This is a genomic window from Brevibacillus sp. HB2.2 (assembly GCF_013284275.1).
Lineage (GTDB): Bacteria > Bacillota > Bacilli > Brevibacillales > Brevibacillaceae > Brevibacillus > Brevibacillus brevis_D.
The window spans coordinates 1-23,576 of the sequence record NZ_JABSUV010000004.1; the positions used below are offsets into that span (position 1 = coordinate 1).

General features: G+C 46.7%; 23 protein-coding genes and 1 tRNA gene. 17 read left to right on the plus strand and 7 right to left on the minus strand.

Features of this window, described 5'->3' with window-relative positions:
• Window positions 1-35 precede the first annotated feature (35 nt).
• Window positions 36-638, minus strand: a complete 603-nt coding sequence (gene clpP, locus HP401_RS03750) for an ATP-dependent Clp endopeptidase proteolytic subunit ClpP (protein WP_007720441.1) — start codon at window positions 636-638, stop codon at window positions 36-38.
• 131 nt (window positions 639-769) lie between these two features.
• On the minus strand, window positions 770-991 hold the full coding sequence (locus HP401_RS03755) for a hypothetical protein (RefSeq protein WP_048034962.1): 222 nt from the start codon (window positions 989-991) through the stop codon (window positions 770-772).
• Between the two features lie 215 nt (window positions 992-1,206).
• On the opposite strand from HP401_RS03755, the gene HP401_RS03760 reads away from it, so the two are divergent.
• Together HP401_RS03760 and HP401_RS03765 are read left to right on the plus strand one after the other, a co-directional pair.
• A complete protein-coding gene (locus HP401_RS03760; protein ID WP_041749676.1) occupies window positions 1,207-1,680 on the plus strand; it encodes a copper amine oxidase N-terminal domain-containing protein in 474 nt (157 codons plus the stop codon).
• Window positions 1,681-1,897: 217 nt separating this feature from the next.
• A complete protein-coding gene (locus HP401_RS03765) occupies window positions 1,898-3,133 on the plus strand; it encodes a branched-chain amino acid ABC transporter substrate-binding protein (RefSeq protein ID WP_173604123.1) in 1,236 nt (411 codons plus the stop codon).
• Window positions 3,134-3,385: 252 nt separating this feature from the next.
• Here the strand turns inward: HP401_RS03765 and HP401_RS03770 are convergent, their stop codons facing one another.
• Window positions 3,386-3,520, minus strand: a complete 135-nt coding sequence (locus HP401_RS03770) for a DUF4023 domain-containing protein (RefSeq protein ID WP_015893478.1) — start codon at window positions 3,518-3,520, stop codon at window positions 3,386-3,388.
• Window positions 3,521-3,555: 35 nt separating this feature from the next.
• Window positions 3,556-5,424, minus strand: coding sequence for a PAS domain-containing sensor histidine kinase (locus tag HP401_RS03775; RefSeq protein ID WP_173604124.1), 1,869 nt, complete (start codon window positions 5,422-5,424; stop codon window positions 3,556-3,558).
• Between the two features lie 193 nt (window positions 5,425-5,617).
• Between HP401_RS03775 and HP401_RS03780 the strand changes: the two genes are divergently transcribed.
• The gene (locus HP401_RS03780) at window positions 5,618-5,776 is read left to right on the plus strand and encodes a hypothetical protein (protein ID WP_015893476.1); all 159 of its coding nucleotides are present in this window, start codon (window positions 5,618-5,620) and stop codon (window positions 5,774-5,776) included.
• A 57-nt stretch (window positions 5,777-5,833) separates the two neighbouring features.
• On the opposite strand, the gene HP401_RS03785 is transcribed toward HP401_RS03780, so the two are convergent.
• A complete protein-coding gene (locus tag HP401_RS03785) occupies window positions 5,834-6,844 on the minus strand; it encodes an ABC transporter substrate-binding protein (RefSeq protein WP_173604125.1) in 1,011 nt (336 codons plus the stop codon).
• A gap of 263 nt (window positions 6,845-7,107) precedes the next feature.
• Between HP401_RS03785 and HP401_RS03790 the strand changes: the two genes are divergently transcribed.
• The 5 genes from HP401_RS03790 to HP401_RS03810 all read left to right on the plus strand — a co-directional run bounded on the left by HP401_RS03790 (window position 7,108) and on the right by HP401_RS03810 (window position 11,103).
• Window positions 7,108-8,124: a FecCD family ABC transporter permease gene (locus HP401_RS03790; RefSeq protein ID WP_142498186.1), complete on the plus strand. Its 1,017-nt coding sequence runs from the start codon at window positions 7,108-7,110 to the stop codon at window positions 8,122-8,124.
• Window positions 8,117-9,157: a FecCD family ABC transporter permease gene (locus HP401_RS03795; protein WP_064203205.1), complete on the plus strand. Its 1,041-nt coding sequence runs from the start codon at window positions 8,117-8,119 to the stop codon at window positions 9,155-9,157. Before HP401_RS03790 ends, HP401_RS03795 begins: the two co-directional genes overlap by 8 nt.
• Before the next feature lie 392 nt (window positions 9,158-9,549).
• Window positions 9,550-10,029 carry a hypothetical protein gene (locus tag HP401_RS03800; protein ID WP_173604126.1) on the plus strand — a complete coding sequence of 160 codons (480 nt, stop codon included), beginning with the start codon at window positions 9,550-9,552 and terminating at the stop codon, window positions 10,027-10,029.
• A gap of 42 nt (window positions 10,030-10,071) precedes the next feature.
• Window positions 10,072-10,566 (plus strand): hypothetical protein, encoded by a 495-nt coding sequence (locus HP401_RS03805; RefSeq protein WP_173604127.1) that lies wholly within the window; start codon window positions 10,072-10,074, stop codon window positions 10,564-10,566.
• Between the two features lie 54 nt (window positions 10,567-10,620).
• Window positions 10,621-11,103 (plus strand): hypothetical protein, encoded by a 483-nt coding sequence (locus HP401_RS03810; RefSeq protein WP_173604128.1) that lies wholly within the window; start codon window positions 10,621-10,623, stop codon window positions 11,101-11,103.
• Window positions 11,104-11,216: 113 nt separating this feature from the next.
• On the opposite strand, the gene HP401_RS03815 is transcribed toward HP401_RS03810, so the two are convergent.
• A tRNA-Arg gene (locus HP401_RS03815) sits at window positions 11,217-11,291 on the minus strand.
• A 242-nt stretch (window positions 11,292-11,533) separates the two neighbouring features.
• Here HP401_RS03815 and rpoN point away from each other — a divergent pair.
• The 9 genes from rpoN to eno all read left to right on the plus strand — a co-directional run bounded on the left by rpoN (window position 11,534) and on the right by eno (window position 22,085).
• Entirely contained in the window at window positions 11,534-12,907 is a 1,374-nt protein-coding gene (rpoN, locus tag HP401_RS03820; protein ID WP_172142323.1) for an RNA polymerase factor sigma-54, read from the plus strand.
• 6 nt (window positions 12,908-12,913) lie between these two features.
• Window positions 12,914-13,186: a glutaredoxin family protein gene (locus HP401_RS03825; RefSeq protein ID WP_173604129.1), complete on the plus strand. Its 273-nt coding sequence runs from the start codon at window positions 12,914-12,916 to the stop codon at window positions 13,184-13,186.
• Window positions 13,187-13,660: 474 nt separating this feature from the next.
• Entirely contained in the window at window positions 13,661-14,686 is a 1,026-nt protein-coding gene (locus HP401_RS03830) for a sugar-binding transcriptional regulator (RefSeq protein WP_015893468.1), read from the plus strand.
• Between the two features lie 18 nt (window positions 14,687-14,704).
• Window positions 14,705-16,069 carry a Na+/H+ antiporter NhaC family protein gene (locus HP401_RS03835; RefSeq protein ID WP_173604130.1) on the plus strand — a complete coding sequence of 455 codons (1,365 nt, stop codon included), beginning with the start codon at window positions 14,705-14,707 and terminating at the stop codon, window positions 16,067-16,069.
• A gap of 19 nt (window positions 16,070-16,088) precedes the next feature.
• Window positions 16,089-17,093: a type I glyceraldehyde-3-phosphate dehydrogenase gene (gene gap, locus HP401_RS03840; RefSeq protein ID WP_007720484.1), complete on the plus strand. Its 1,005-nt coding sequence runs from the start codon at window positions 16,089-16,091 to the stop codon at window positions 17,091-17,093.
• 99 nt (window positions 17,094-17,192) lie between these two features.
• Window positions 17,193-18,377, plus strand: a complete 1,185-nt coding sequence (locus HP401_RS03845) for a phosphoglycerate kinase (RefSeq protein WP_173604131.1) — start codon at window positions 17,193-17,195, stop codon at window positions 18,375-18,377.
• A gap of 21 nt (window positions 18,378-18,398) precedes the next feature.
• Window positions 18,399-19,157 (plus strand): triose-phosphate isomerase, encoded by a 759-nt coding sequence (tpiA, locus tag HP401_RS03850; RefSeq protein ID WP_173604132.1) that lies wholly within the window; start codon window positions 18,399-18,401, stop codon window positions 19,155-19,157.
• Window positions 19,158-19,169: 12 nt separating this feature from the next.
• Entirely contained in the window at window positions 19,170-20,711 is a 1,542-nt protein-coding gene (gene gpmI / locus HP401_RS03855) for a 2,3-bisphosphoglycerate-independent phosphoglycerate mutase (RefSeq protein ID WP_173604133.1), read from the plus strand.
• Between the two features lie 87 nt (window positions 20,712-20,798).
• Entirely contained in the window at window positions 20,799-22,085 is a 1,287-nt protein-coding gene (gene eno / locus HP401_RS03860; protein WP_015893463.1) for a phosphopyruvate hydratase, read from the plus strand.
• A 165-nt stretch (window positions 22,086-22,250) separates the two neighbouring features.
• On the opposite strand, the gene HP401_RS03865 is transcribed toward eno, so the two are convergent.
• Entirely contained in the window at window positions 22,251-23,078 is an 828-nt protein-coding gene (locus HP401_RS03865; protein ID WP_007729437.1) for an ABC transporter ATP-binding protein, read from the minus strand.
• Window positions 23,079-23,576 lie beyond the last annotated feature (498 nt).

Sequence of the window (23,576 nt, forward strand, 5' to 3'; positions counted from 1 at the left end):
AGTTCAGGCACGAGTGCTTTTTTTTACGACAGCTCTTATTTTTTCGAAGACGGTTCGGACGTGATGACTTTGTCAATCAATCCGTACTCTACTGCTTCAGCGGCAGAGAGGAAGTTGTCGCGATCGGTATCCTTTTGGATGCGCTCCAAAGGCTGTCCAGTACGTTCAGCCAAGATGGTGTTCAGATGATCACGCATCTTCAAGATACGTTTTGCAGCAATCTCAATGTCGCTCGCTTGTCCTTGTGCGCCACCCAATGGTTGGTGGATCATGACTTCACTGTTTGGCAGAGCAAAGCGCTTGCCTTTTGCCCCAGCAGCCAGCAGGAATGCTCCCATGGAAGCAGCCATTCCGATACAAATGGTGGATACATCAGGCTTGATGAAGTGCATAGTATCGTAAATTGCCATACCAGCAGTAATAGAACCGCCTGGGCTGTTTATGTACAAGTGAATGTCTTTCTCCGGATCTTCCGCCTGAAGGAACAACAACTGTGCCACAACGATATTGGCTACGGTGTCGTTGATTGGGGTTCCCAGAAAGATGATGCGGTCTTTGAGCAGGCGGGAATAAATATCGTAAGCACGTTCCCCGCGGTTTGTCTGTTCAATGACGGTTGGAATTAAATTCATATGCATCTAGTCTTCCTCCTCTCTTTGTAACAATATCATACACAAAAGGTCAATGAAGGTCAAACACATAAGTGCGCGCCCTCACTACCATGTTTGCCAAATTCCCTTTGTCTAAACCTACTCGAAAAGGAAAACATTCATTCCTTGGAATTCTCATCGGCCTCGGTTAAATCGACGGCGAGTTTCAGCGTGGCTTTCATCTTTTTTCCCTTGATAATCGTATATTCATCGATTTGTTTGGCTTGCAGTTGATTGATGGCTTCCGCCAGCTCCTGTTGATCTTTGTATGGTTCGATGGTCAATAAGCATTCTTCATCACTGGCCTCTTGATAAATGAGAAAAAAACGTTCCCCTGCCATAGCAAGCCTCACTTTCGAAAGTTATCCACAATGTTATACACAGGTTGTGCACAAAAACATTTGTTCGCGGGATATTTATTTTTTTTCCTAGTCTTGTCATGTTTGGGGAGAGAATTACATAGGAAATGTATGGGATAAAAAAGAAGGAAAAAGTTGATTTATGTCGAATCATACAAAATTGGAATTCATTTCATGATATTTAAGGGGTGTTTATTATGCTTCGCAAGTTTTCTACAATGATGCTGACAGCAGCTCTTCTAACAGGAAGTGTAGCGGCAACGGCTGCGTTTGCCCAAACTTCTCCTGCTCCTGCACCAGCTGTACAACAAAAAATCAAAGTTCAGCTAAACGGCAAGGAGTTCCCATTCCCACAAGAAATCGTTACTGAAAATGGTGTTGCGTATGTGAATGCGAGCACATTGGCGATTGCTTTGGGTGGTAGTGCAGCATGGGATAGCACGACTAAATCTCTGTTGGTTGCCAAAGACAACAAGTACGCTCTGCGTATGTACGAAAACCAAAACTTTGCTTATAAAAACGGCAAAGAAACGAGTGTAGCAAATCCGCCACGTCCAGTGACCGGAGCAGTGCTCGTACCCCTCGTATTCATTGCCCAAGAATTGGGTGCAAAAGTAGAGTACGATGCAAAAACGCTCACTTACAAGCTGAGTATTCCAATTAATTCCTAATAATCAATGGGATACTTCTCATGAGGATAGCCACTTCTATGCGTAGAAGTGGCTATTTGCCTCAATACTACATGTGTACACCTCTATTAGCAGACAGCGATAGAGGGTTTTTTTATTGATTCTTCTTTCAATCATTTCTATTGCAAATTTTCTAAAATATCCTACAATAAGATTGTGATTCATAGTTTGCTCATAAATAAAGAGGGGGATTTTTGCTATGAAAAAACAGAAATCATTGTCGATACTGGCTGCAACATTTGCTCTGAGCACAATGCTCGCGGGCTGCGGTGGAGGTGCGGGGACTGGTAGCCAAAGCGCGACACCACAGCCGAGCAACAATAGCGGAGGAAGCACGGGCGGTGCAAGTGGCGCTACTGAGAAGCTCGTTGTTGCTGTAGTTGGTCCGATGTCTGGTCAGTATTCTGATTACGGAAGCACAGCAAAGGCTGGTGCTGAATATGCGTTGAAAGAAAAGGCAGAGGCATTCAAAGCACTTGGCTTTGACGTTCAATTGTCCGCGCAAGACGACCAAGCTGACCCGAAACAAGGGGTAGCAGTCGCACAAATGTTGATTTCGAATCCTGATGTAGTCGGAGTAGTAGGCCATGCTACAACAGGTGCTTCGATCACAGCAGCAGCGCAATACGAGCAAGAGAAGCTCGTAATGGTATCTCCTTCCGCAACGGGATCAGATTTGACTGAGCAAGGCAAACAGATTGTACACCGCATTTGTGCGCGTGATGATCAACAAGGCTCCAAGGCTGCGATTTTTGCCAAAAATCAGTTGAATGTAAGAACGGCATTCGTTATGCATGACAAGGCTGCTTATGGACAAGGTCTTGCGGAAGAAGTGAAAAAGCAATTTGAAAAAGACGGTGTACAAGTTCTCGGCTATGAAGGGGTAACAGCAGGCGAGAAGGATTATAGTGCGATCATCACCCAAATCCTTGCGAAAAATCCAGAGATGATTTACTTCGGTGGATACTACTCTGATGCAGGGATCATCGTGAAACAAGCGCGTGAAAAAGGCTTCAAAGGTGTCTTCATGGGTGGCGATGGCTACGACTCCGCTGACATGGTGAAAATTGCTGGTGCGGAAAATGCCAATAACGTAGTCTTTACTTCTACGGTTGGCGATATTGGTGCTACCGAAGACGGCAAGAAATGGATCACAGACTTCGAGAGCGCGACTGGCAACAAAGTAGGGATCTTCACTTCGTTTGGTTATGACTCCATGGGTGTTATGTTGAACGGTCTGGAAGAAGCGATCAAAGCAAACGGCGGCAAAAAGCCAACACGTGAACAAGTGCTGGAAGCGGTTCACAAAACCAAAGATTACAAAGGAAAATTTGTTAACGTAACATTCAATGAAAAAGGCGACAACGACTTTGCTTCCGTATACGTGTACAAGTATGAGGACGGAAAGAAAGTATTCATGGGTGAAGCGAAGTAATTCTTCATTATGAATAAGCCATTTGGGACATACTACGTTTGGCATGAATACCAGAATGAAAAGGAAGGGATTCTGATGTCAAACAATCGAAATACCAAGAATGGCGGAAACAAAGGACACAGCAGCAAGACCCAAGGCACCCAGAAGCAAAAGTCCGAAAGAGATCGTAACCTGAATAAACAGGATCCACAATAGCAATGACAAAAGCCCACCCGTTTTAGCCGAAGGAGCTAACGGGTGGGCTTTTGCTTGTTAAATACCTTGCTTGCTAGGCAACCGCTTTTCGGGATGACCGTAGCCCTGATGCTGTCTGCTTCGTAGGTTTTTCGCTTGGGATTCGCGAATTTTGGCCACGAACTCACTCGTGCTCATTTTGGTAAAATCCATAGGGCACCTCCACCGATGATGAGATGTACACCTTTCTAGGATGACCCAATTTGGTCTTGTACAATCGGCAGTGTTATCTCTACCATTGTACCTTCGCGCTCTCTGCTTTTGATTTCCAGGCTGCCGTTGTGGTCTTTCATGATTTTGCTGCTGATCATGAGGCCGAGGCCAGTTCCGTTTTCTTTTGTCGTGAAAAAGGGGGCACCCAGCTTGTGAATCATTTCTTCAGAGATTCCACAGCCAGTATCCGTGAGCGTAATGAGCACCTGATGATTGTCTTTTAGGGTGGTGGCAATAATAACCTCACCATGTCCATCGATTGCTTCGATAGCATTTTTAATGATGTTGATAAAGACCTGTTTGAGTTGGTTTTCTTCTCCCGCAATGATTGGATGGTAAGCAAATGCGGTCCGAAAATCGATGTTTTTCAAATTTGCTTCCGATCTCAAAAGTGTCAAAACGTTTTCCAGCAAAGGGATGAGCGGAAGAGGCTTGATTTGAATGCTGTGAGGCTTTGCCAAGACTAGCAATTCACTCACAATAAAATTGATTCGGTCCAGTTCAGAGAGCATGATGTCGGCGTACTGCTGGTTATCATTCATGCTCGGATAAAGAAATTGGATAAAGCCCTTCAAAGATGTGAGCGGGTTGCGAATCTCATGGGCGATTCCAGCAGCCAGCTCCCCAATCACAGACAGCTTCTCAGCCTTCCGTAATAGTTCCTCGTTATGTCGCCGTTCTGTAATATCCCGCGAAACAATGATAAAGCCATCACAATCTCCCGTTTTCGTCAGGATGGGGGCACCCTTTGATTCGAGAACGATCCATTTGTTATTTTTCGTCTGGAAACGGAATTCGCATATCTTTGCTTCCTTGGTCGCCAGCAAGTGATGAAAGTGGTCAATGACAGTTTGGCGATCTTCGGGATGAATCTCGGCAAAGGTGAGCTGACGGCAATGTTCACTCGTTTCGATTACACGTGAATGCGAAGGGGAGAGATAGAGGATATCCCCGTTTTTGTCCGTAATCAGAATAAGATCATCTGTGTATTCTGAGATGATTTTGTTCGTATTCTCGCTTTTAAATAAGGCGGCCTCTGAGTATTTGCGTTCGGTGATATTTCGCGAGACTAACATGACGTTTTGGACGTCCCCTACCGCGTTTAAAATGGGGATACCGCGTGTTTCGAAGGAGACCTCGTTTCCATTCCTATCCATAGAGCGCGTTTCGAAATGAACGGGTTGTTTCGTTGCCATGATCTCTTGAAATTTGTCCCGGAACATAGGGATATCCTCTGGATGTGTGAGCTGCAGATTGTTAGGGGAAGTAACCTCGGCTGGAACAAATCCCAATTGCTCGATTGATGGGGAGGCATAGATGCGTCGCATGGATAAATCATAAATCGTCACGATATCCTGGGTATGATCGATGAGGAGACGATATTTGGCTTCGGTTTGACGCAAGGCCTCTTCAATTTTTTTGCGGTCGGAAATGTCACGGGTAATGCAGGAAGCACCAATAATTTTTCCTGTTTCGTCTTTGATTGGAGCAGCTGACAGAATGACATCCATCTTCGTGCCATCTTTTCGCTGCCTGATGGTTTCGTAATTGGTTAGTAATACACCCATGCTCCTGACCGCATCAAATAACTGTTTGGTCTCGCTCTTGTACTCTTCTGGAATAAAGCAGAGCGGTGAAGCGTAAATCTCCTCCATGGACCAACCGTAGTATTGCTCAAACGCATGATTTACCAAGACGATATTGTTATCGAGATCACTAATCGAGATGGCATCCGTCGTAAAATGAAAAAATGCTTTTAATATTTGATCTGGAAATAACACTTGTGTGATTTCCTTTTTTGAGCGTTTCTTTTTCCATAAGAAAGGGGTTTTAAGCTTGTTCATCAGATTCCCCCGCATAGTCTATCAAGTATTTGAGTGAGATAGCATTGTCGTAACTATTCGAGATATAGGAGCCATTTTCCTATCAAAATTTGGAATAGTTTGTTATTCTATAATGAATTGGTTATGCCTGAAGGTTCTGACTCGCATGGAAATCAGCTATAATGAGAGTTAGAAAAAAGTCGGGGGTGTATGCATGACAACGGGTTTTATCGTTGCGCTGGTGCTCATTTTTATTGTCATCATCGGTGTGACGATTTTGGTTACAAACAAAGCTTATTCACGTAAACCTGAACAAATAGATCCGATTCTGCCCAGTAAGGATACTGCTGGTAGTAAGGAACTCGATCAATAATGCCAGCAGGCAAAAGAGCAGGAGTGGTTATCTCAACCACTCCTGCTTTTTTATAGCCTACAGTTTGGAGAAACGCTCTACGATGTCATCAACAAGCAGTTCGGCAGAAAGGATACCGCCGCCTACGTTCCAGATCACTTCGTCAACTTGGAATGCCTTATTGTTTTTCGCGACATTCAGCTTTTGATAGAGTGGATCTTTCATCCATTCCTCGGTGTATTTATTGGCAGATCCATCACCGGAATAATCGCCGATCCAGTAAAACATAACGTCACCATCCATTTCAGCCATGAGCTCTTTTGGAATGTCTTTTTTGAACTCATCGATGTCTTGGGAGGCTGGTCGAGCAAAGCCGAGCTGGCTCAGAACAACGCCAGAGAAAGTGTCTTTCAAGTAAAGACGGGTTGTGCCTGCTACGAAACGAGCGACAGAGACTTTCATCTTCGTCTTGTCACCCAATTTTCCTTTTGCATCCTCAATCTTCTTATCGAAATCAGCCATTAGCTTGTCGCCTTCAGCCTTTTTATTCAGCGCTTCTGAGTAAAGGGCAAAGTTTATTTTCCATCTGCCTACGAGATCCTCGGAGAAGACGGTTGGAGCAATCGCGGAAAGCTGAGCGTATACTTTTTCTTGCCCTTGACGTCCTTTCGTTCCCAGAATCAGGTCTGGCTTCAGGCTGGCGATCAGCTCGACGTTTGGTTGATTCTCGTCACCCAATTCTACTGCATCCTTCATTTTTTCTTTAATATGTGGATGCCATGGGTCACCGGGTTTACCGAGGCCACTCATGACAGCCCCAACTGGCGTAATCCCTAATGCGAGAACAGCCTCTGTGCTTTCACTGGTGAGAGTGACGACACGTTGCGGAGTTCCTTTTATTTTTGTTGACCCCATAAAGTGTTTTACTTCTCTCTCTTCAGACGCTGCCGGTGCTGATGGAGTTGTTGACGCGGCTGGTGTAGAAGAAGACGAGTCAGATGAAGGCGTTGCCTGTCCTCCGCAACCTGTTACGAACATGACAGCGGAAAGCATAGCCCCGAGCATCAAACGCAGGGAAGTTTTGCGCATGATGGAAAATCCCCCTTTAACTGATAATGATTATCATTTTTCTTCACTACTTTATATGCTCCTATGACAATGTGTCAATATATTTTTTGGAACCAGAGGAAAACTATAGATATTACTGTGATGGTTTTCCAATAGCGATAATAAAAATCAATATCATTGACTAGCCCTATCCGCAAGCTTAGACTGATTAGTGGGAGAAACTTACATACATAGGTAGCGAGTAGACAGAATAGGTAGAATGCAATGGAAAGAAGGGAACAGGCGTGAATGTGATTTTGTCCAGCCGACTGCAAAAGACTACTGTACTCATAGCAGGGCTCGTTGTCCTGGCAGTCGTGATGGTGGCTAGTATCCTTTTCGGAATCAATCGGTATTCGCTCACTACTGCAGTAGAGGCATACACTCAATTTTCCGGTTCGGAGGAACATTTGATTATTACGACTTCCCGAATGCCGCGTACACTGACAGCGGTAGCAGTGGGGAGCAGCCTCGCTGTAGCAGGTGTTTTGTTGCAGGCGTTGACTCGTAACCCTTTGGCTTCACCGTCTCTTATCGGCGTGAACGCTGGAGCTGCAGCAGCTATTGTGACGACGATTGTTGTTTTTGGCTCGCAATTCCCTGTGTCGCAAATGATGTGGGCAGGTTTTATCGGAGCGGGTGTGACTGCTCTGCTTGTATACGGATTGGCCTCCGCTGGGCGGGGAGGCATGACTCCGATTAAGCTGACACTTTCGGGTGCAGCGGTTGCCGCTTTTGCTTCGTCTGTGACTTCGCTGTTTATGCTGTTGCAAGAAAAGACGATGACTGAGGCTTTTTACTGGTTAGTTGGTTCTGTGGAGGGGAGACAGCTCGATCATTTTTTTATGATCATTCCTTATTTGCTCGTAGGCTGGTTAGGCGCTATGGTACTGACCGGCTCGTTAAACTTGATGGTACTTGGTGATGATGTAGCGACTGGCCTGGGTCAGAAGATTATCTTGGTAAAAGCTACTGCGTTATTGCTCGTGGTGCTCTTGGCAGGTGGGAGTGTCGCGCTCGCCGGACCAATTGCATTCGTGGGCATCATCATCCCGCATCTATGTCGTTTTTTAGTCGGGCTTGATCACCGATGGTTGGTTCCCTATTCGATTGTTTTCGGCGGAGCTTTTCTGGTTTGCGCTGACTTGCTGTCTCGCCTTGTATTGATGCCCATGCGTCTGGAAGTACCAGTAGGCGTAGCAACTGCTATGATCGGAGTGGCTTTTATCATCCCGCTGGTCAGGGGGAGGGCGTATGCATAGACATGTAGTCATTCGGACCAAAAAGCCAGCGCTTTCGTTTCATGTAGATAAGCGGGCGTTGGGAATTAATTTCATACTATTTTTGCTGTTATCTGTTGTGATTGTATTGAGTATTGGCTTAGGAAGCTTGCATATTCCTGTGTGGGAGGTCGTCAAAGCTTTTGTGGGAGCGGGCAGTGAACAGAATGAATTGATCGTGCTCGATTGGCGATTGCCTCGCGTTGTCGTTTCAGTCATGGTGGGGGCTTCCCTAGCGGTATCAGGGGCTATTTTGCAGTCCTTGGTACGAAATCCGTTAGCTTCGCCTGATTTGATCGGGACTACAGCGGGAGCAACGGCAGCAGCGGTAGCATTTATCACATTCGCAAAAGATGTAAGTGTACAATGGATGCCATTGGTGGCCTTGATCGGTGGATTGTTAACCGCGACGCTTACGTATCTCACTGCGTGGAAAGAGGGAGTCTCCCCTTTTCGCCTTGCGCTTGTCGGTGTATGTATCTCGGCAGGCATGGGGGCATTAACGATCTTTTTCCTGGTGATCACCCAAACCCACAAAGCATCAAACGCTCTCGGGTGGATGACTGGAACTGTGTACGGTATGTCGTGGGTAAATGTCATGACGTTGCTTCCGTGGACCGTTTTGTTTCTTGGCGCTACGATTTTCCAAATCCGTTATTTGAATGCCCAGGAGCTCGGTGATGATATCGCCAAAGGCATTGGCGTAGCGATTGATAAGAAGCGATTGCTCTTGATTGCGATCAGTGTGGCATTGGCAGGTGCTGCAGTCGGTGTGGCAGGAGGAATTAGTTTTATCGGGTTGATGGCCCCGCATATTGCGCGTAGGCTAGTAGGTTCTGCGTACGGTTACTTGCTGCCGGCTTCCGCTGTTTTGGGCGGGATGCTCGTTGTCTTGGCTGATTTGATTGGGAGAACGGTGTTTTTACCGCATGATTTGCCAGCTGGGATTTTTACCGCAGCGATTGGAGCGCCGTTCTTTGTTTATCTTTTGTATAAAACAAGGAACCATCAGTAGGAATTGGAAGTGTGTTTATCGATAGTTGAGTGAGGATCCCTGAAGGAGAATAGTGCTTCAGGGTTTTTGGTGTTGGCTATCTGTCAATTTATTACAAAATATTACACGATCCGAATTTACAAAACACTTTAAATATGGTAAAGATTAGTATAGATTACAATTATCATAACCTATGGAATTAATCGTTATGGGCTACTTTGTGCATGAGAACTCCTACTATACGGAGAGTAGCAAAGATCGATAATAACAGTGATTGTTCGATAAATGTAGACCTCATTCTAGCGTATTCATCAAATTATTACAAAAAAATACATAACTTATATTTACAATTTAGATATAAAATGGTAAAAATTAATAGTACTTACAATCACAGCTTTTGGAGGGATTTATTCGTGAAAAAAGTCGTAGCAAGCCTATTAAGCCTGTCACTCGTATTATCTGCTTCCGTATCTGCACTGGCAGCGGAACCTGTAAAAATCTCGAAATCATCTCAAAAAGCTGCGGCGGCAAACGATCCTTATGAGCCAAATGACGATCTCCAATTTGCTTCATTTGCTAATTCAAACGTTTCCTATTCAGCAGAGATTGGCCATAACAAAGATGTCGATTGGTTTAAATTTTACGCGAAACCAGGGACACTCCAATTAGCTCTTAGTAGCTTAACATCCGAAAAAGGGAACATTCGGGTTAATATCATGCATGAAAGTGATCTATCAGGGACTCCTTATAAAGCTCAAGATGGAAGGTTGAGCTTTACAAAAGATCTTACAAAAGAGGGCATTTACTATATTATGATTTATGACTACTCTGCATTTGATTCCAAGCCAATCAAACCGATTCCTTATGCATTTAAAGCTATTTATAACCAATAAAATCTCAGATTATTGCTACTAATCTATTCGGAGGGATAATTCATGAAAAAAGTCGTACTTAGTTTGTTGACTCTCGCAGTAGCTTTATCCGCATCTGCTTCCGCATTTGCAGCAGAACCAGCTAAAAATATGAAATCTTCCCAAAAAGCTGCTGCTTCCGTAACCGATCCTTATGAGCCAAATGATGATCCTGCATTTGCTCCTTATATTAATTCGAATACCTCATATACTGCAGCGATTGATCACAATAGAGATGCTGACTTTTTTAATTTTTATGCGAAACCTGGGGATTTTACATTGGCATTCAGTAGATTATCTGCAAGCAAGCACACGTTTAACATCCTTGTGAGAAAGCAAGGAGAGACAAAAGGAGAGACAATAAAAAGCCAATTTGGTATTAAGGGCAATACAACTTTATCAGTAAATATCCCAGAAGAAGGAAGATACTACATCTATATTGTATCTTCAGATGCAGCATTTGATACGACCCCAATCAACCCTATGCCTTACACATTCAAAGCTTTTTTTAACCAATAAAGATCACTTACAAATACTAACAATTCCGTACCTAGTTATTAGGAGGCAACATATATGAAAAAAGCCGTAATTAGCTTGTTAACCCTCGCAGTAGCTCTATCCGCATCTGCTTCTGCATTTGCAGCAGAACCAGCTAAAAATATGAAGTCTTCCCAAAAAGCTGCTGCTTCGGTGACCGATCCATATGAACCAAATGATAGTGTTGAATTCGCTCCATATATAAATTCGAATGTTTCATACACAGCTGCGATTAATCACCATAAAGATGTCGATTTCTACAATTTTTATGCAAAACCAGGAAGCTTTAATTTTGCTTTTAGTAGACAATCAACAAGTTCCGAACCGATTGTTATTTGGGTAAAGAAACAATCAGGGGGGCAAGTAGAAAGAGTTCGTATTACTGGCAATACATCTTTTTCAGTAAACATTCCTGAAGAAGGACAGTATCACATTCAGATTATGGCCCCTGATGCATTATTGGATAATAGACCAATCACCCCAATCCCTTATACTTTCAAAGCGATTTTTAACCAATAAATGTAGCTCAAGAAAAACAGTCCTTAATCGGGCTGTTTTTTTGTTCCCATGAGGGTTCAACATAAAAAAAGCGACCTCTTGAAATTCAAGAGATCGCTTTTGGTTTGAAAGTATGGTACGCCTGAAGGGAATCGAACCCCCGCACATGGTTCCGGAGACCATTGCTCTATCCACTGAGCTACAGGCGTATATTGTGACGACAACTTTTATTATAAAACATCGAGAATCTCAATGCAAACGAAAAAAAGTAGTTCAGCAGAAAAAACTAGCGATAAAATAAGCGAAAGTGAAAAAGTCCATTGGTGAAGATCTTTCGACATTTTTTGTGTTCTGTTTCATCAAATTGGCAGGAAAATTGCATGAGAGAACGAATATAATGAAAATAAAGAGTCATCGAGCAGCATGAGCAAGTGCGAAGGAGGCGAGCTTCATGAACATGGGATTGGGGTTATTTCAAGAACAAACACTGAAATTAGTGATGACGCCGGAATTACGCCAAGCGATTACCATATTGCAGTATTCAGCCATTGATCTCATCTCCTATTTGCAGGATCAGGCCAATGAAAATCCTGTTTTCGACCTTGAAGTGGCTGGAGAAGTCGCTTCTGCAAAAGCAGAGAAACCAGCTCCTGAGATTGACTGGAAAGAAATTGTGGGCAATCGCGCGACAGGTGAGTACGGTTCGTCGAAAAATGAAAGCACTTACAATCCGCTGGATTACGTCCAGCAAGGTGCGGAGACGCTGTACGAACATCTGGAGCGTCAACTCGGCTATGTAAAAGGATTCTCGTCGCTGCAAAAACAGATTGCTCTCTTTTTGATCGGGAATTTGGATGAGAAGGGATATTTGGAAATTACACTGGAGGAAGCAAGTGAGCGCTTAGGCGCTGAAATGCTGGAGATTGAAGACGTGTTGTCCGTTTTGCAGCATTTTGATCCAGTAGGCGTAGCTTCACGCAGCCTAGAAGAATGTCTTTTGCTGCAGCTTGAGCATTTGGCACTCGATGATGAAAAGATCGTGCAGGTCGTTCGTAACCATCTGCAAGATTTAGCGGACAATCGCTATCAGCGGATTGCAGACAAAATCGGATGTACACCGCAAGAGGTACAGACGATGGCAGATTTGATCCGTACGTTGAATCCGCGTCCTGGGGCGGCCTTTTCCTCCGTAGAGACAAGATATGTCATTCCAGATGTGACGGTAGAGAAAGTCGGGAATGATTATGTAGTATTGGTTAATGATGTCGCAGCACCGCGGCTGAAAATCAACAGCTTTTATGAAAAAATGCTGAGCCAGCAAAAAAGTCAGGATGAAGCCAAGCAGTTCATTCACGATAAGCTGAATGCCGCCATGTGGCTAGCAAAAAGCTTGGAGCAGCGCCGCCTGACGCTCATGCGTGTAACACAGGCCATCCTCGATATGCAACGGGAGTTTTTTGATCGGGGAATTCATTATTTAAAGCCTATGACGCAAAAGGAAATAGCAGAGCGGGTCAGCCTGCACGAATCGACAATCAGCCGGGCAACCAGCAACAAGTACGTCCAGACACCGCGCGGAATCTTTGAGTTGAAGTATTTCTTTACGTCAGCACTCTCTACTTCCAGCGGGGAAGCGACTTCTTCTGAGAGTGTTAAGCGCAGAATCAAAGCACTGATCGAGCAAGAAGATCGGAAAGCTCCGTTATCTGATCAAAAGCTGGGTGAGATGCTGCTTACAGAGGGGATTGAGATCTCCCGCCGAACGGTTGCCAAGTACCGGGAAGAAATGCTGATCCCATCGTCGGCTAAACGAAAGAGGTTTTAACGATATATGAATGAAAAGCTTTTTGAAATCGTTTTGTACGGGAGAAAAAAATGCCATTTGTGCGACGAGGTGGAGCTCTACATCCGTTCTCTGGCGGAGGAGTTCCCCCTTCGTATGCGCATGGTTGATATTGAAAGTGATCCGGCTTTGCATGAGGAAATGATGTTTGTCATTCCCGTAGTCGAGATAAATGGAGAGATCGTGTTTCGTTCCATAACGCATGTGGTGACGCTAAAAGAGCTGCACGAGGAACTACATAGACGTACCGCTCTATCATAAATGATTGCTATGGTATTGGCTGTTTTTTAGCTTTAGAAAGTACCGATGAACCAACAAAGCTGGTGAGAAGAAAAAGCACAGGGCTCGTAGACCTTGACAACGCCAACCCAGTCGGAACTTCCAAAAGGGGACCCGCTTGTCGAACACTTCTTCTCTGAGAAACTTCCGCCCGTAGGGTGGCTTTGGCTCGACGGTCCCCTTTTGGAATGGAGACGGACAGTGAATCTTCCCTGCTGGCGTGTCAGAGTCGAAGGGAACTGTGCTTTTTCTTCTCCTCCACAATGTTGACTCAAACCAAAACGACCTCATGATGGTTTGTCTTATAGGTAGAGGGGAACTTGCAAGATATGGTTAAATATGATACATTCAAGTTGTAGCAAGTGATCTTTTTTTTGCACCAAGCGGGACAAAAAATGTATATACAGGGACATAAAACGTCCCGATCAACAATTTGTAACCAAGGAAGAAGGTAAAATGCGACGTTTACTGGAACTGCAACAAAAATTGTTGCCTGACTTGATTCAAGTTTTGCGTCAGCGGTACATGTTGCTCCGATCCATCTATCATTTGCAGCCGATTGGCAGAAGAGGTCTTGCTCAAGCCATGGATACCACTGAACGTATTTTGCGGGCAGAAGTGGAACTGCTAAAAGAGACGGGGCTCCTTCATGTAACAGCTGCGGGAATGAGCCTGAGTGAAGAAGGACAACAAGTCTTGGACGACATGGAGCCTCTCGTCGGAGAGCTATTCGGCCTTACTGACTTGGCAGAGCGCCTGCAAAAAAAGCTGGGCATAGCAGAAGTCATTGTGGTGCAGGGCAATGCAGACCAGTCACCTTGGGTAAAGGAAGAGTTGGGACGGGTAGGGGCACGGGTCCTCAAACAAGTCGTGCAAGAAGGCGACATTGTAGCGGTAACAGGTGGTTCATCCATAGCCAGCGTAGCAAGTCATCTGACCCCTTCTGCTTCGTTCAAAAACGTTCAGTTTGTCCCTGCTCGCGGTGGATTGGGAGAACGCGTAGAGCTGCAAGCGAACACGCTCGCTTCCGCCATGGCAGCGAAAACAGGTGCTTCTTATCGGCTTCTTCACGTACCGGATCGCCTCCATCCAGAAGCCTTGCAGACATTGGTCAAAGAGCCACAGGTACAAGATGTGCTGTCACTATTGGGCGAAACTCGAATCGTTTTGCATGGAATCGGGGATGCCGTCACGATGGCGAGAAGGCGGAATTATTCGGAGGAAGAACTCGCGGAATTAGTGGAGACGGGTGCTGTATCAGAAGCATTCGGATACTACTTTAATGAAGCGGGAGAAACGGTCCACAGAATGCCGACAATTGGTTTACAGCTAGAGGAAGTGCACAAGGCAGAAACAGTGCTCTCTATTGCGGGGGGCGAAAGCAAGGCAAAAGCGATTCTTTCCTTTGCTAAGCAATCGTGTCAGAATGTACTCATTACGGACGAAGGGGCAGCTTATACGCTGTTGTCCGCACGATTGTAACGGAAGGAAGTCGGTCGCATGTCTATCACATCGGTAACACCCATCTTGGCAATGATCGCTGGTATCATTTTGAGCCTATCGCTCGGTTTTCCGATCGCATGGGGGATTGTTTTTGCGATCTTGGTCACACTGGTTAGTGTAAAAAGATTGGGTTATCCGTGGAAGCAGCAGTTCGTGTTTGGCTGGGAAGGTGTCCAAAAGGCAAAGCCTGTCCTTACGATTCTGTTTTTAGTAGGACTCTTGATTCCTCTATTAATGATGGGAGGAACCATTCCCGCCATCATTTACTACGGATTATCGATTGTGAATGTCGAGTATTTGTTCGTTCTCTCTTTTCTGTTGACCGCAGGCGTCAGTTATTTATTGGGTACATCAATCGGTACACTGAGTACGATTGGGCTGTCCTTGATGGGTATAGCGCACGCAGCAGGGATATCACCTGCGATCGTAGGTGGCGCGCTCATCTCTGGAGCGATGGTGGGGGAACGTTTCTCGCCGATATCCAGCAGTCGATTACTGGTGCTTTCCAATGTCGGTATGACAGAAGAGCAGGAAAGAAGAATGCGGCGTCCTGCTTTGCTTACGGTAGCGATTTGCGCGTTACTTTTCCTGATCCTTGATCTGTTTCGACCTCAAGCGAACTCGACGGATACCATTCAAATGTACCAGGAGCTGTTAGTCAGTCATTTTTCTGTACATTGGCTGCTCATGCTGCCTCTCGTGGTGTTAATTGCCTCTTTTGCACTGAGAGTAAAAGCGGTGAAGGCATTGTTTTTCGGTATCGGAGCCAGTGCGATTCTAGTCGGGATCAATGGGAATTTGGATGTGAAGACGTTTTTTACATCAATGCTAGTTGGATTTGAGCTTCATTCAGGAACGCCGCTGGATCAACTGGTCCATGGGGGCGGGATGTTCGCCATCTTCAGTGTTCTGGCGTTAATCATTCTCGCAGGCTTTTTAAACGGCATTTTGAACAGAGCCAATTTATTAACTCCCATCGTAGACAAAATGATGGGTCATACAAAAAATAAGACAGTATTGGTAGCGAAAGCAGCGGCATTGTCGTTGTTAGTGGTCATCATCAGCTGTAATCAAACCATTCCGATTCTGGTTCTCGGCGCGACTCTTCTCGGGAGGTTCTCCCAATGGGAGGGAGGGCGTGAGCTGTTGGGCAAGACGATGCTGGACTCCACAGTTGTCATGCCTGTATTGATTCCGTGGAACGGACTATCGATGATGATGGCGCTCACGTTAGGTGTTTCGACGATCCAGACATTGCCCTTTGTGTTTTTTCCAATCTTATTACCGATTGTGACGATATTATCGACCCGCTGGTTTTCGCCAGAGGGCAGGTTTCTCGCGATGAAGAATAAAGCTAGCTAATGAGCAGGAGGTATACATTATGGTAAAAGTAGGTATTAACGGATTTGGTCGTATCGGTCGTAACGTATTTCGTGCAGCACTGAACAATCCGAATGTAGAAATCGTGGCGGTCAATGACCTGACAGATGCGCACACACTGGCGCACCTTTTGAAATATGACACGGTTCATGGCGTTTTGAACGTGAGTGTTGAAGCTTCCGAAAACACGCTCATCGTAGACGGAAAAGAAATCAAGGTATTGGCAGAGCGCGATCCAGCTCAACTGAAGTGGGCAGATTACGGTGTTGAAATCGTAGTGGAATCGACTGGACGCTTCACGAAGCGCGAAGATGCAGCGAAGCACCTGGAAGGTGGCGCGAAAAAAGTCATCATCTCCGCTCCGGCAACAAACGAAGACATTACAGTCGTAATCGGTGTGAACGAAGACAAGTACGATCCAGCGCAACACACTGTGATCTCCAACGCATCCTGCACAACGAACTGCTTGGCACCATACGCGAAGGTTCTCAATGAAAAATTCGGGATCGTACGCGGTTTGATGACAACCGTTCACTCTTACACCAATGACCAACAAATTCTCGACCTGCCGCACAAAGATTTGCGCCGTGCCCGTGCAGCTGCGGAAAACATCATTCCAACCTCTACAGGAGCGGCAAAAGCGGTAGCACTCGTACTGCCTGAGCTGAAAGGCAAGCTGAATGGTTTCGCTATGCGCGTACCAACTCCAAACGTATCCGTAGTGGACTTGGTCGTTGAGCTGAAGACAGACGCAACTGTTGAAGAAATCAACAACGCGCTGAAAGAAGCGGCAGAAGGCCCTCTCAAAGGCATTCTCGGCTACTCCGAAGAGCCACTCGTTTCCTCTGATTACAATGGAAACCCTGCATCCTCCACAATCGATGCTTTGTCTACAATGGTACTGGAAGGAAACATGGTGAAAGTCGTTTCCTGGTACGATAACGAGTGGGGTTACTCCAATCGTGTCGTAGACTTGTGTCATTATGTTGCACAGCGCGGCTTCTAACACGTAAAATAGAACTGTTGTGGAAAAAAAGGGAGAGCAATCTCCCTTTTCCCATATCTTTTTTCCGAATAAAAAGCCAATGATTTGGGAGGATCGTTCATGAACAAGAAATCTATCCGCGATGTTGAGCTGGCAGGCAAGCGCGTATTCTGCCGTGTCGACTTTAACGTGCCGATGCAGGACGGGGTAATCACCGACGATACACGCATTCGTGCTGCTGTACCAACCATCCGTTTCATGATGGAAGCAGGAGCCAAAGTAATCCTGGCGAGCCATTTTGGTCGTCCTAAAGGCCAAGTGGTGGAAGAGATGCGTCTTACTCCTGTCGCAGCCCATCTGTCCTCGCTCTTGGGCAAGGACGTGCGTAAGCTGGAGGATTGCCAAGGTGCTGACGTAGAAGCGGCAGTAGAACGAATGGAGTCTGGCGACGTCCTCCTGTTGGAAAACGTGCGCTTCCATGCGGGAGAAGAAAAGAACGATCCAGAACTGGCAAAAAGCTTTGCGGCCTTGGCTGATCTGTTTGTCAATGATGCATTCGGGACAGCTCACCGGGCACATGCTTCTACAGCGGGAATCGCTGAGTACATACCAGCCGTTGCAGGCTTGCTGATGGAAAAGGAAATTCGCTTCATGGGCGGAGCCTTGTCCAATCCGGAGCGTCCGTTTACAGCGATTGTCGGCGGTGCAAAAGTAAAAGATAAAATTGCTGTCATTGAAAATTTGTTGACCAAAGTCGATCACCTGATTATCGGCGGCGGTATGGCGAATACATTCCTCAAAGCACAAGGTTATGGCATTGGTGCTTCTCTGTGTGAAGACGACAAGCTCGACCTCGCACGTACATTGATGGAGCAGGCAAAAGAGCGCGGCGTTCAATTGCTGATGCCAGTTGATGTTGTGGTAGCTGACCGTTTTGCGGCAGATGCAGAAAAGCAGGTTGTGGCAATCGATGCAATTCCAGAGGGCTGGATGGCACTCGATATCGGTCCAAAAACAGTGGAACAGTACCACAGCGTCATTGTAGATTCGAAAACGGTTGTATGGAACGGTCCGATGGGCGTATTTGAAATGGATGCTTTTGCAGGCGGCACGATTGGCGTAGCCAAGGCGATGGCCGCATGCAGCGGTACGACGATCATCGGTGGCGGTGATTCCGTAGCGGCTGTGGAAAAAGCAGGCGTTGCCGAGCAGATGACACACATTTCTACAGGCGGCGGAGCGTCCCTGGAATTCATGGAAGGCAAGGAACTGCCAGGCGTAGCTGTGTTGGCAGATAACCAATAAGAGCGAAGAGGGGGAGTTTGCATGCGAACACCAATTATCGCGGGAAACTGGAAGATGTTCAAGACAATGGCCGAGGCAAGAGCGTTTGCGAAGGAAGCCAAGGCAAGCAATAATACTTCCGGAGTACAAAAAGTCATTTGCGCACCTTTTACAGCGTTGACCGCACTTAAAGAAGAGCTGGCGGGCACGGATATTGCCATCGGGGCGCAAAACATGCATTTTGAAGAGCAAGGTGCTTATACAGGAGAAATCAGCGCGTCCATGCTGAAAGAAATCGGTGTGGAGTACGTGATTCTTGGTCACTCCGAGCGTCGGCAATATTTCAATGAAACAGATGAGACGGTGAATAAAAAGGTTGTAGCTGCATTAGCAGCAGGTCTCGTACCGATTGTGTGCGTAGGCGAGAGTCTGGAGCAGCGGGAAGCGGGCGAGACAGCTAACGTAGTCCGTACGCAGACTGAAGGTGCTTTTGCTGGAGTAGATGCTGCACAAGTGGCGGATACCGTTATTGCATACGAGCCGATCTGGGCGATTGGCACAGGCAAGTCTTCCACGGCAGAGGATGCTAATGAAACGATTGCCATTATTCGTAGCGTAATCGGTGAACGCTTTGGACAAGCGACAGCGGAGAAAGTGCGCATTCAATACGGCGGAAGCGTAAAGCCGGAAAACATCGCAAGCTACATGGCACAGCCTGACATTGACGGAGCATTGGTCGGTGGAGCGAGTCTCGTAGCTAATAGCTACTTGCAGCTTGTGGCAGGAGCAACGTCGCGATAGGAGGAGAAAGCAATGGCACAAAGACCAAAACCGGTTGCCCTTTTGATTGTGGATGGTTTTGCTCTGCGGAACGAAACGTATGGAAACGCAGTAGCGCAAGCCAACAAGCCGAATTTTGACCGTTACTGGAACCAATACCCTCACGCGACACTAGAGGCAAGTGGGTTGGCTGTTGGGCTGCCAGAAGGACAGATGGGGAACTCCGAAGTAGGCCATCTCAATATCGGGGCAGGGCGTGTCGTTTATCAGGATTTGACGCGCATTACCAAGTCGATTAAAGAAGGCGCTTTTTTTGAGAACGAAACACTGATTGCTGCTTTCCAGCACGCGAAGCAAAACGGCAAGCAGCTCCATCTGTTCGGACTTTTGTCCGATGGTGGTGTACACAGTCATATTGACCACCTGTTTGCGATGCTCGAGTTGGCGAAAAAGCAGGACTTTGCGGATGTGTTCATTCACGGTTTCCTCGATGGCCGCGATGTATCGCCTGACAGTGCAGTGGGTTATATCGAGCAGCTACAAGCCAAAATCGCTGAGCTGGGTGTTGGCCATATTGCTACCGTACAAGGTCGCTACTATGCGATGGATCGTGACAAACGCTGGGAGCGCGTAGAGAAGGCGTATCGCGCCATGGTGTATGCAGATGCTCCGGCTTATCGTGATCCGGTTCAGGCGGTTAAGGAATCCTACGAAAAGTCCATTATGGATGAGTTCGTCATGCCAACCGTGATTCTCAATGAAAACGGAAAACCAGTGACGACCGTTCAAAGCGGCGATTCGATTATTTTTTATAATTTCCGCCCGGATCGTGCGATTCAAATGTCGCAGGCATTTACGAATGAAGATTTCCGTGGATTTGACCGCGGAGATGAGCGCCCGCGCGATCTGCATTTTGTGTGCCTGACGCATTTTTCCGAGACGGTTAATGGGTATGTCGCTTACAAGCCTTCCAATCTGGATAACACATTGGGAGAGGTACTTTCCCAGCATGGCTTGAAGCAGCTACGCATTGCCGAGACGGAGAAATATCCGCATGTGACGTTCTTCTTTAGTGGCGGGCGTGAGAAAGAGTTTCCTGGTGAGAAACGCATCCTGATTCCTTCGCCAAAAGTGGCGACGTACGACCTCCAGCCGGAGATGAGTGCACCAGAGCTGACAGACGCTGTTGTCGCTGAGATCGAGGCAGATAATTTTGACGCGATCATCCTGAACTTTGCCAACTGCGACATGGTTGGTCATTCCGGAATGATGGAGCCAACAATCAAAGCAGTCGAGACGGTGGATGCATGCTTGGGCCGAGTAGTCGATGCCATCGTAGCAAAAGGCGGCGTAGCCGTCATCACAGCTGACCACGGCAACGCAGATCTGATGCTGGATGAAGCGGGACGACCAATTACTTCACACAGTACGTATCCGGTGCCTGTAATTGTGACAAAAGACGGGGCTGCCCTGCGCGAAGACGGTATTTTGGCCGACTTGTCGCCAACGCTTTTGGAGCTTTTGGGAGTAGCGCAACCCGTTGAAATGACAGGTAAATCGTTACTTGCAAAATAGGCTTCGCTGGGACACACTGTAAGGGTAGCTTGGCGTTTAAATCGAAATAGATTGTAAGTGCACTTGAAAAAAGGAGATGGACGAGAAATGGCAATGATTACTGACATTTATGCACGCGAAATTATGGACTCTCGCGGTAATCCAACTGTGGAAGTAGAAGTATATCTCGAGGATGGCTCGATGGGTCGCGCAGATGTTCCATCTGGAGCATCTACAGGTGCGTATGAAGCGGTTGAGCTTCGCGACGGTGACAAATCCCGTTACTTGGGAAAAGGTGTTCTGAAAGCCGTAGAAAACGTGAATGAAATCATTGCTCCTGAACTGATCGGCATGGATGCCCTGGATCAAGTTGGCATCGATATGGCGATGATTCAGCTCGACGGCACGCCAAACAAAGGCAAGCTGGGCGCAAACGCGATTCTTGGTGTGTCCATGGCAGTAGCACGTGCGGCTGCAGAATCTCTCGGCGTTCCTCTCTACAACTACCTCGGCGGCTTCAACGCGAGAATGCTGCCAGTTCCTATGATGAACATCCTGAATGGTGGTAAGCACGCAGACAACACTGTAGACATTCAGGAATTCATGGTTATGCCAGTAGGTGCTACTTCCTTCAAGGAAGCGCTGCGTACAGGTGCGGAAATTTTCCACTCCCTGAAAAAAGTATTGGGTGAAAAAGGCTTGAGCACAGCAGTAGGGGATGAGGGCGGTTTTGCTCCAAACCTGAAATCCAACGAAGAAGCGATCACAACTATTTTGGATGCGATCAAGGCAGCAGGCTATGAGCCAGGCAAAGACGTGTTCCTTGCGTTGGACGTAGCAGCTACGGAAATGTTTAAAGACGGCAAATACCACTTCGAAGGCGAAGGCGTTGTGAAAACAACAGAAGAAATGATCGCGTTCTACGAAGATCTGGTAAACAAATACCCAATCATCTCCATCGAAGACGGTCTGTCTGAAGATGACTGGGATGGCTGGAAAGCGCTGACTGACAAGTTGGGCAGTAAAGTTCAGCTGGTAGGTGACGACTTGTTCGTAACCAACACCGAGCGTCTGGCTCGCGGAATCGAGACCTCTACAGGTAACTCCATTCTGGTAAAAGTAAACCAAATCGGTACGCTGACAGAAACCTTCGAAGCAATCGAAATGGCGAAGCTGGCTGGTTATACTGCGGTGATTTCGCACCGTTCCGGTGAAACCGAAGACTCCACAATCTCTGATATCGCAGTGGCTACAAATGCGGGTCAAATCAAGACTGGTGCGCCTTCCCGCACAGACCGCGTAGCGAAGTACAACCAATTGCTGCGTATTGAAGACGAACTAGCTGATACAGCTCGCTTTGGTGGTCGTTCTGCATTCTACAACTTGAAGAAATAAGCTTGCATGCGGCAGTTCAGGACGCAAAAAAGTCCGGGACTGCCGCTGTTTTTTGGATGAAAGACATATGCCACCAGAAGCCTCGATTCTTGCATGTTCAAGCTTTTATCTACGAAAAAAGACTGCCCATACTACGCGATGGACAGTCTCTTTGCTGTTTGAGGCTTATGACATGGCGAATGCTTTTCGTTCGGTTTGCACAGTGCCCAGACGGCTTTTACTGTACGGGATGCACATAGGAGTTCCGTACAGGGGGTCTTGCGTAATTTGGCAATCCATATCGAAAACGGTACGGACAAGGTCGGTCGTCAGCACTTCGTTCGGAGCTCCTTCTGCCACGACGGTCTGATTGTGAACGGCAACGATATGATGGGCATAGCGGCAAGCGAGATTTAGATCGTGGAGAACCATGACGATGGTGCGCTGCTCCGTTTGATTGAGTTCAAACAACAGGTCCAAAATCTCAATCTGATGGGACATATCCAAATAAGTCGTAGGCTCATCCAGCAAAATGGTTTCGGTTCCTTGAGCGAGCGTCATCGCAATCCAGGCGCGCTGACGTTGGCCGCCAGAGAGACTATCGACGGCGCGGTTAGCCATATCTGTGAGTTGAGTAGCTGCCAATGCTTTGTTGACCATCTGCTCGTCTTCTTCCGACCATTGCTGTAGCCAGTTTTGATAGGGATAACGTCCTTGTTTGACTAATTGCAGGATCGTCAATCCTTCTGGTGCAGATGGGCCTTGAGGAAGGATGGCAAGACGCTTGGCTACCTCTTTGGTAGAGCGTTTCGCGATCGATTCTCCTTCAAGCAGGATGGCGCCTTCCTTTGGTTTGAGTAAACGTGCCAGAGAGCGCAGTAATGTCGATTTGCCACTGCCGTTACTGCCGATGAAAACGGTGATTTTTCCACGCGGGATGTTTAAATCTAAAGCTTCAATGATGTTGCGTTCTCCGTACGATAACGTAAGCCGTTGGGTTTCCAAAGCTTGCATATGGGTTGGACTCCTTTCAACGTATAGGAATTAAAAAATATATTCAGGGTCGCATGTGGCTGCAGTGGGGAGAAGAATATTTCCAGTCTAGGCTCAGTGCTCCGTCCCGCTGAGGGTTGGGACTGTCCGCTCCGAAGGGATTCGCGGGGAAACGCAAAAGTGGTAGCCGCTACGTCGTATAGGCACGGTTGCGTTTCTTTTGCCCGCGAATCCCTTCTCCGCTCGGTCGGACTCCACAAGTCGCTACGTCTGGAAATATTCTTCTCTGGCGTAACTGAGCACATTCTTCAATCTTTTAAAGGCTTTTTAAAATTCGTTTAGCACGAAAGCTCGTAGAGGAAACAGGAGAAAACAGCGAAGATCTTTGGTACACCGACCGAGACGGAATGCAAAAAGTGAAACACGCTCTTAAGCGTCCACCTCTGAAAAACATCCTGAAAGAACTACTTTGGACGCGGTTTCGCTTTTTGCATGGAGTCGGGCAGTGAATCCCTCAGC

Coding starts and splice junctions, on each gene's coding strand:
- clpP (WP_007720441.1), bottom strand. CDS start 638: ATGCATATGAATTTAATTCCAACCGTCATTGAACAGACAAACCGCGGG.
- HP401_RS03755 (WP_048034962.1), bottom strand. CDS start 991: ATGGCAGGGGAACGTTTTTTTCTCATTTATCAAGAGGCCAGTGATGAA.
- HP401_RS03760 (WP_041749676.1), top strand. CDS start 1,207: ATGCTTCGCAAGTTTTCTACAATGATGCTGACAGCAGCTCTTCTAACA.
- HP401_RS03765 (WP_173604123.1), top strand. CDS start 1,898: ATGAAAAAACAGAAATCATTGTCGATACTGGCTGCAACATTTGCTCTG.
- HP401_RS03770 (WP_015893478.1), bottom strand. CDS start 3,520: ATGGATTTTACCAAAATGAGCACGAGTGAGTTCGTGGCCAAAATTCGC.
- HP401_RS03775 (WP_173604124.1), bottom strand. CDS start 5,424: ATGAACAAGCTTAAAACCCCTTTCTTATGGAAAAAGAAACGCTCAAAA.
- HP401_RS03780 (WP_015893476.1), top strand. CDS start 5,618: ATGACAACGGGTTTTATCGTTGCGCTGGTGCTCATTTTTATTGTCATC.
- HP401_RS03785 (WP_173604125.1), bottom strand. CDS start 6,844: ATGCGCAAAACTTCCCTGCGTTTGATGCTCGGGGCTATGCTTTCCGCT.
- HP401_RS03795 (WP_064203205.1), top strand. CDS start 8,117: ATGCATAGACATGTAGTCATTCGGACCAAAAAGCCAGCGCTTTCGTTT.
- HP401_RS03805 (WP_173604127.1), top strand. CDS start 10,072: ATGAAAAAAGTCGTACTTAGTTTGTTGACTCTCGCAGTAGCTTTATCC.
- HP401_RS03810 (WP_173604128.1), top strand. CDS start 10,621: ATGAAAAAAGCCGTAATTAGCTTGTTAACCCTCGCAGTAGCTCTATCC.
- rpoN (WP_172142323.1), top strand. CDS start 11,534: ATGAACATGGGATTGGGGTTATTTCAAGAACAAACACTGAAATTAGTG.
- HP401_RS03825 (WP_173604129.1), top strand. CDS start 12,914: ATGAATGAAAAGCTTTTTGAAATCGTTTTGTACGGGAGAAAAAAATGC.
- HP401_RS03830 (WP_015893468.1), top strand. CDS start 13,661: ATGCGACGTTTACTGGAACTGCAACAAAAATTGTTGCCTGACTTGATT.
- HP401_RS03835 (WP_173604130.1), top strand. CDS start 14,705: ATGTCTATCACATCGGTAACACCCATCTTGGCAATGATCGCTGGTATC.
- gap (WP_007720484.1), top strand. CDS start 16,089: ATGGTAAAAGTAGGTATTAACGGATTTGGTCGTATCGGTCGTAACGTA.
- HP401_RS03845 (WP_173604131.1), top strand. CDS start 17,193: ATGAACAAGAAATCTATCCGCGATGTTGAGCTGGCAGGCAAGCGCGTA.
- tpiA (WP_173604132.1), top strand. CDS start 18,399: ATGCGAACACCAATTATCGCGGGAAACTGGAAGATGTTCAAGACAATG.
- gpmI (WP_173604133.1), top strand. CDS start 19,170: ATGGCACAAAGACCAAAACCGGTTGCCCTTTTGATTGTGGATGGTTTT.
- eno (WP_015893463.1), top strand. CDS start 20,799: ATGGCAATGATTACTGACATTTATGCACGCGAAATTATGGACTCTCGC.
- HP401_RS03865 (WP_007729437.1), bottom strand. CDS start 23,078: ATGCAAGCTTTGGAAACCCAACGGCTTACGTTATCGTACGGAGAACGC.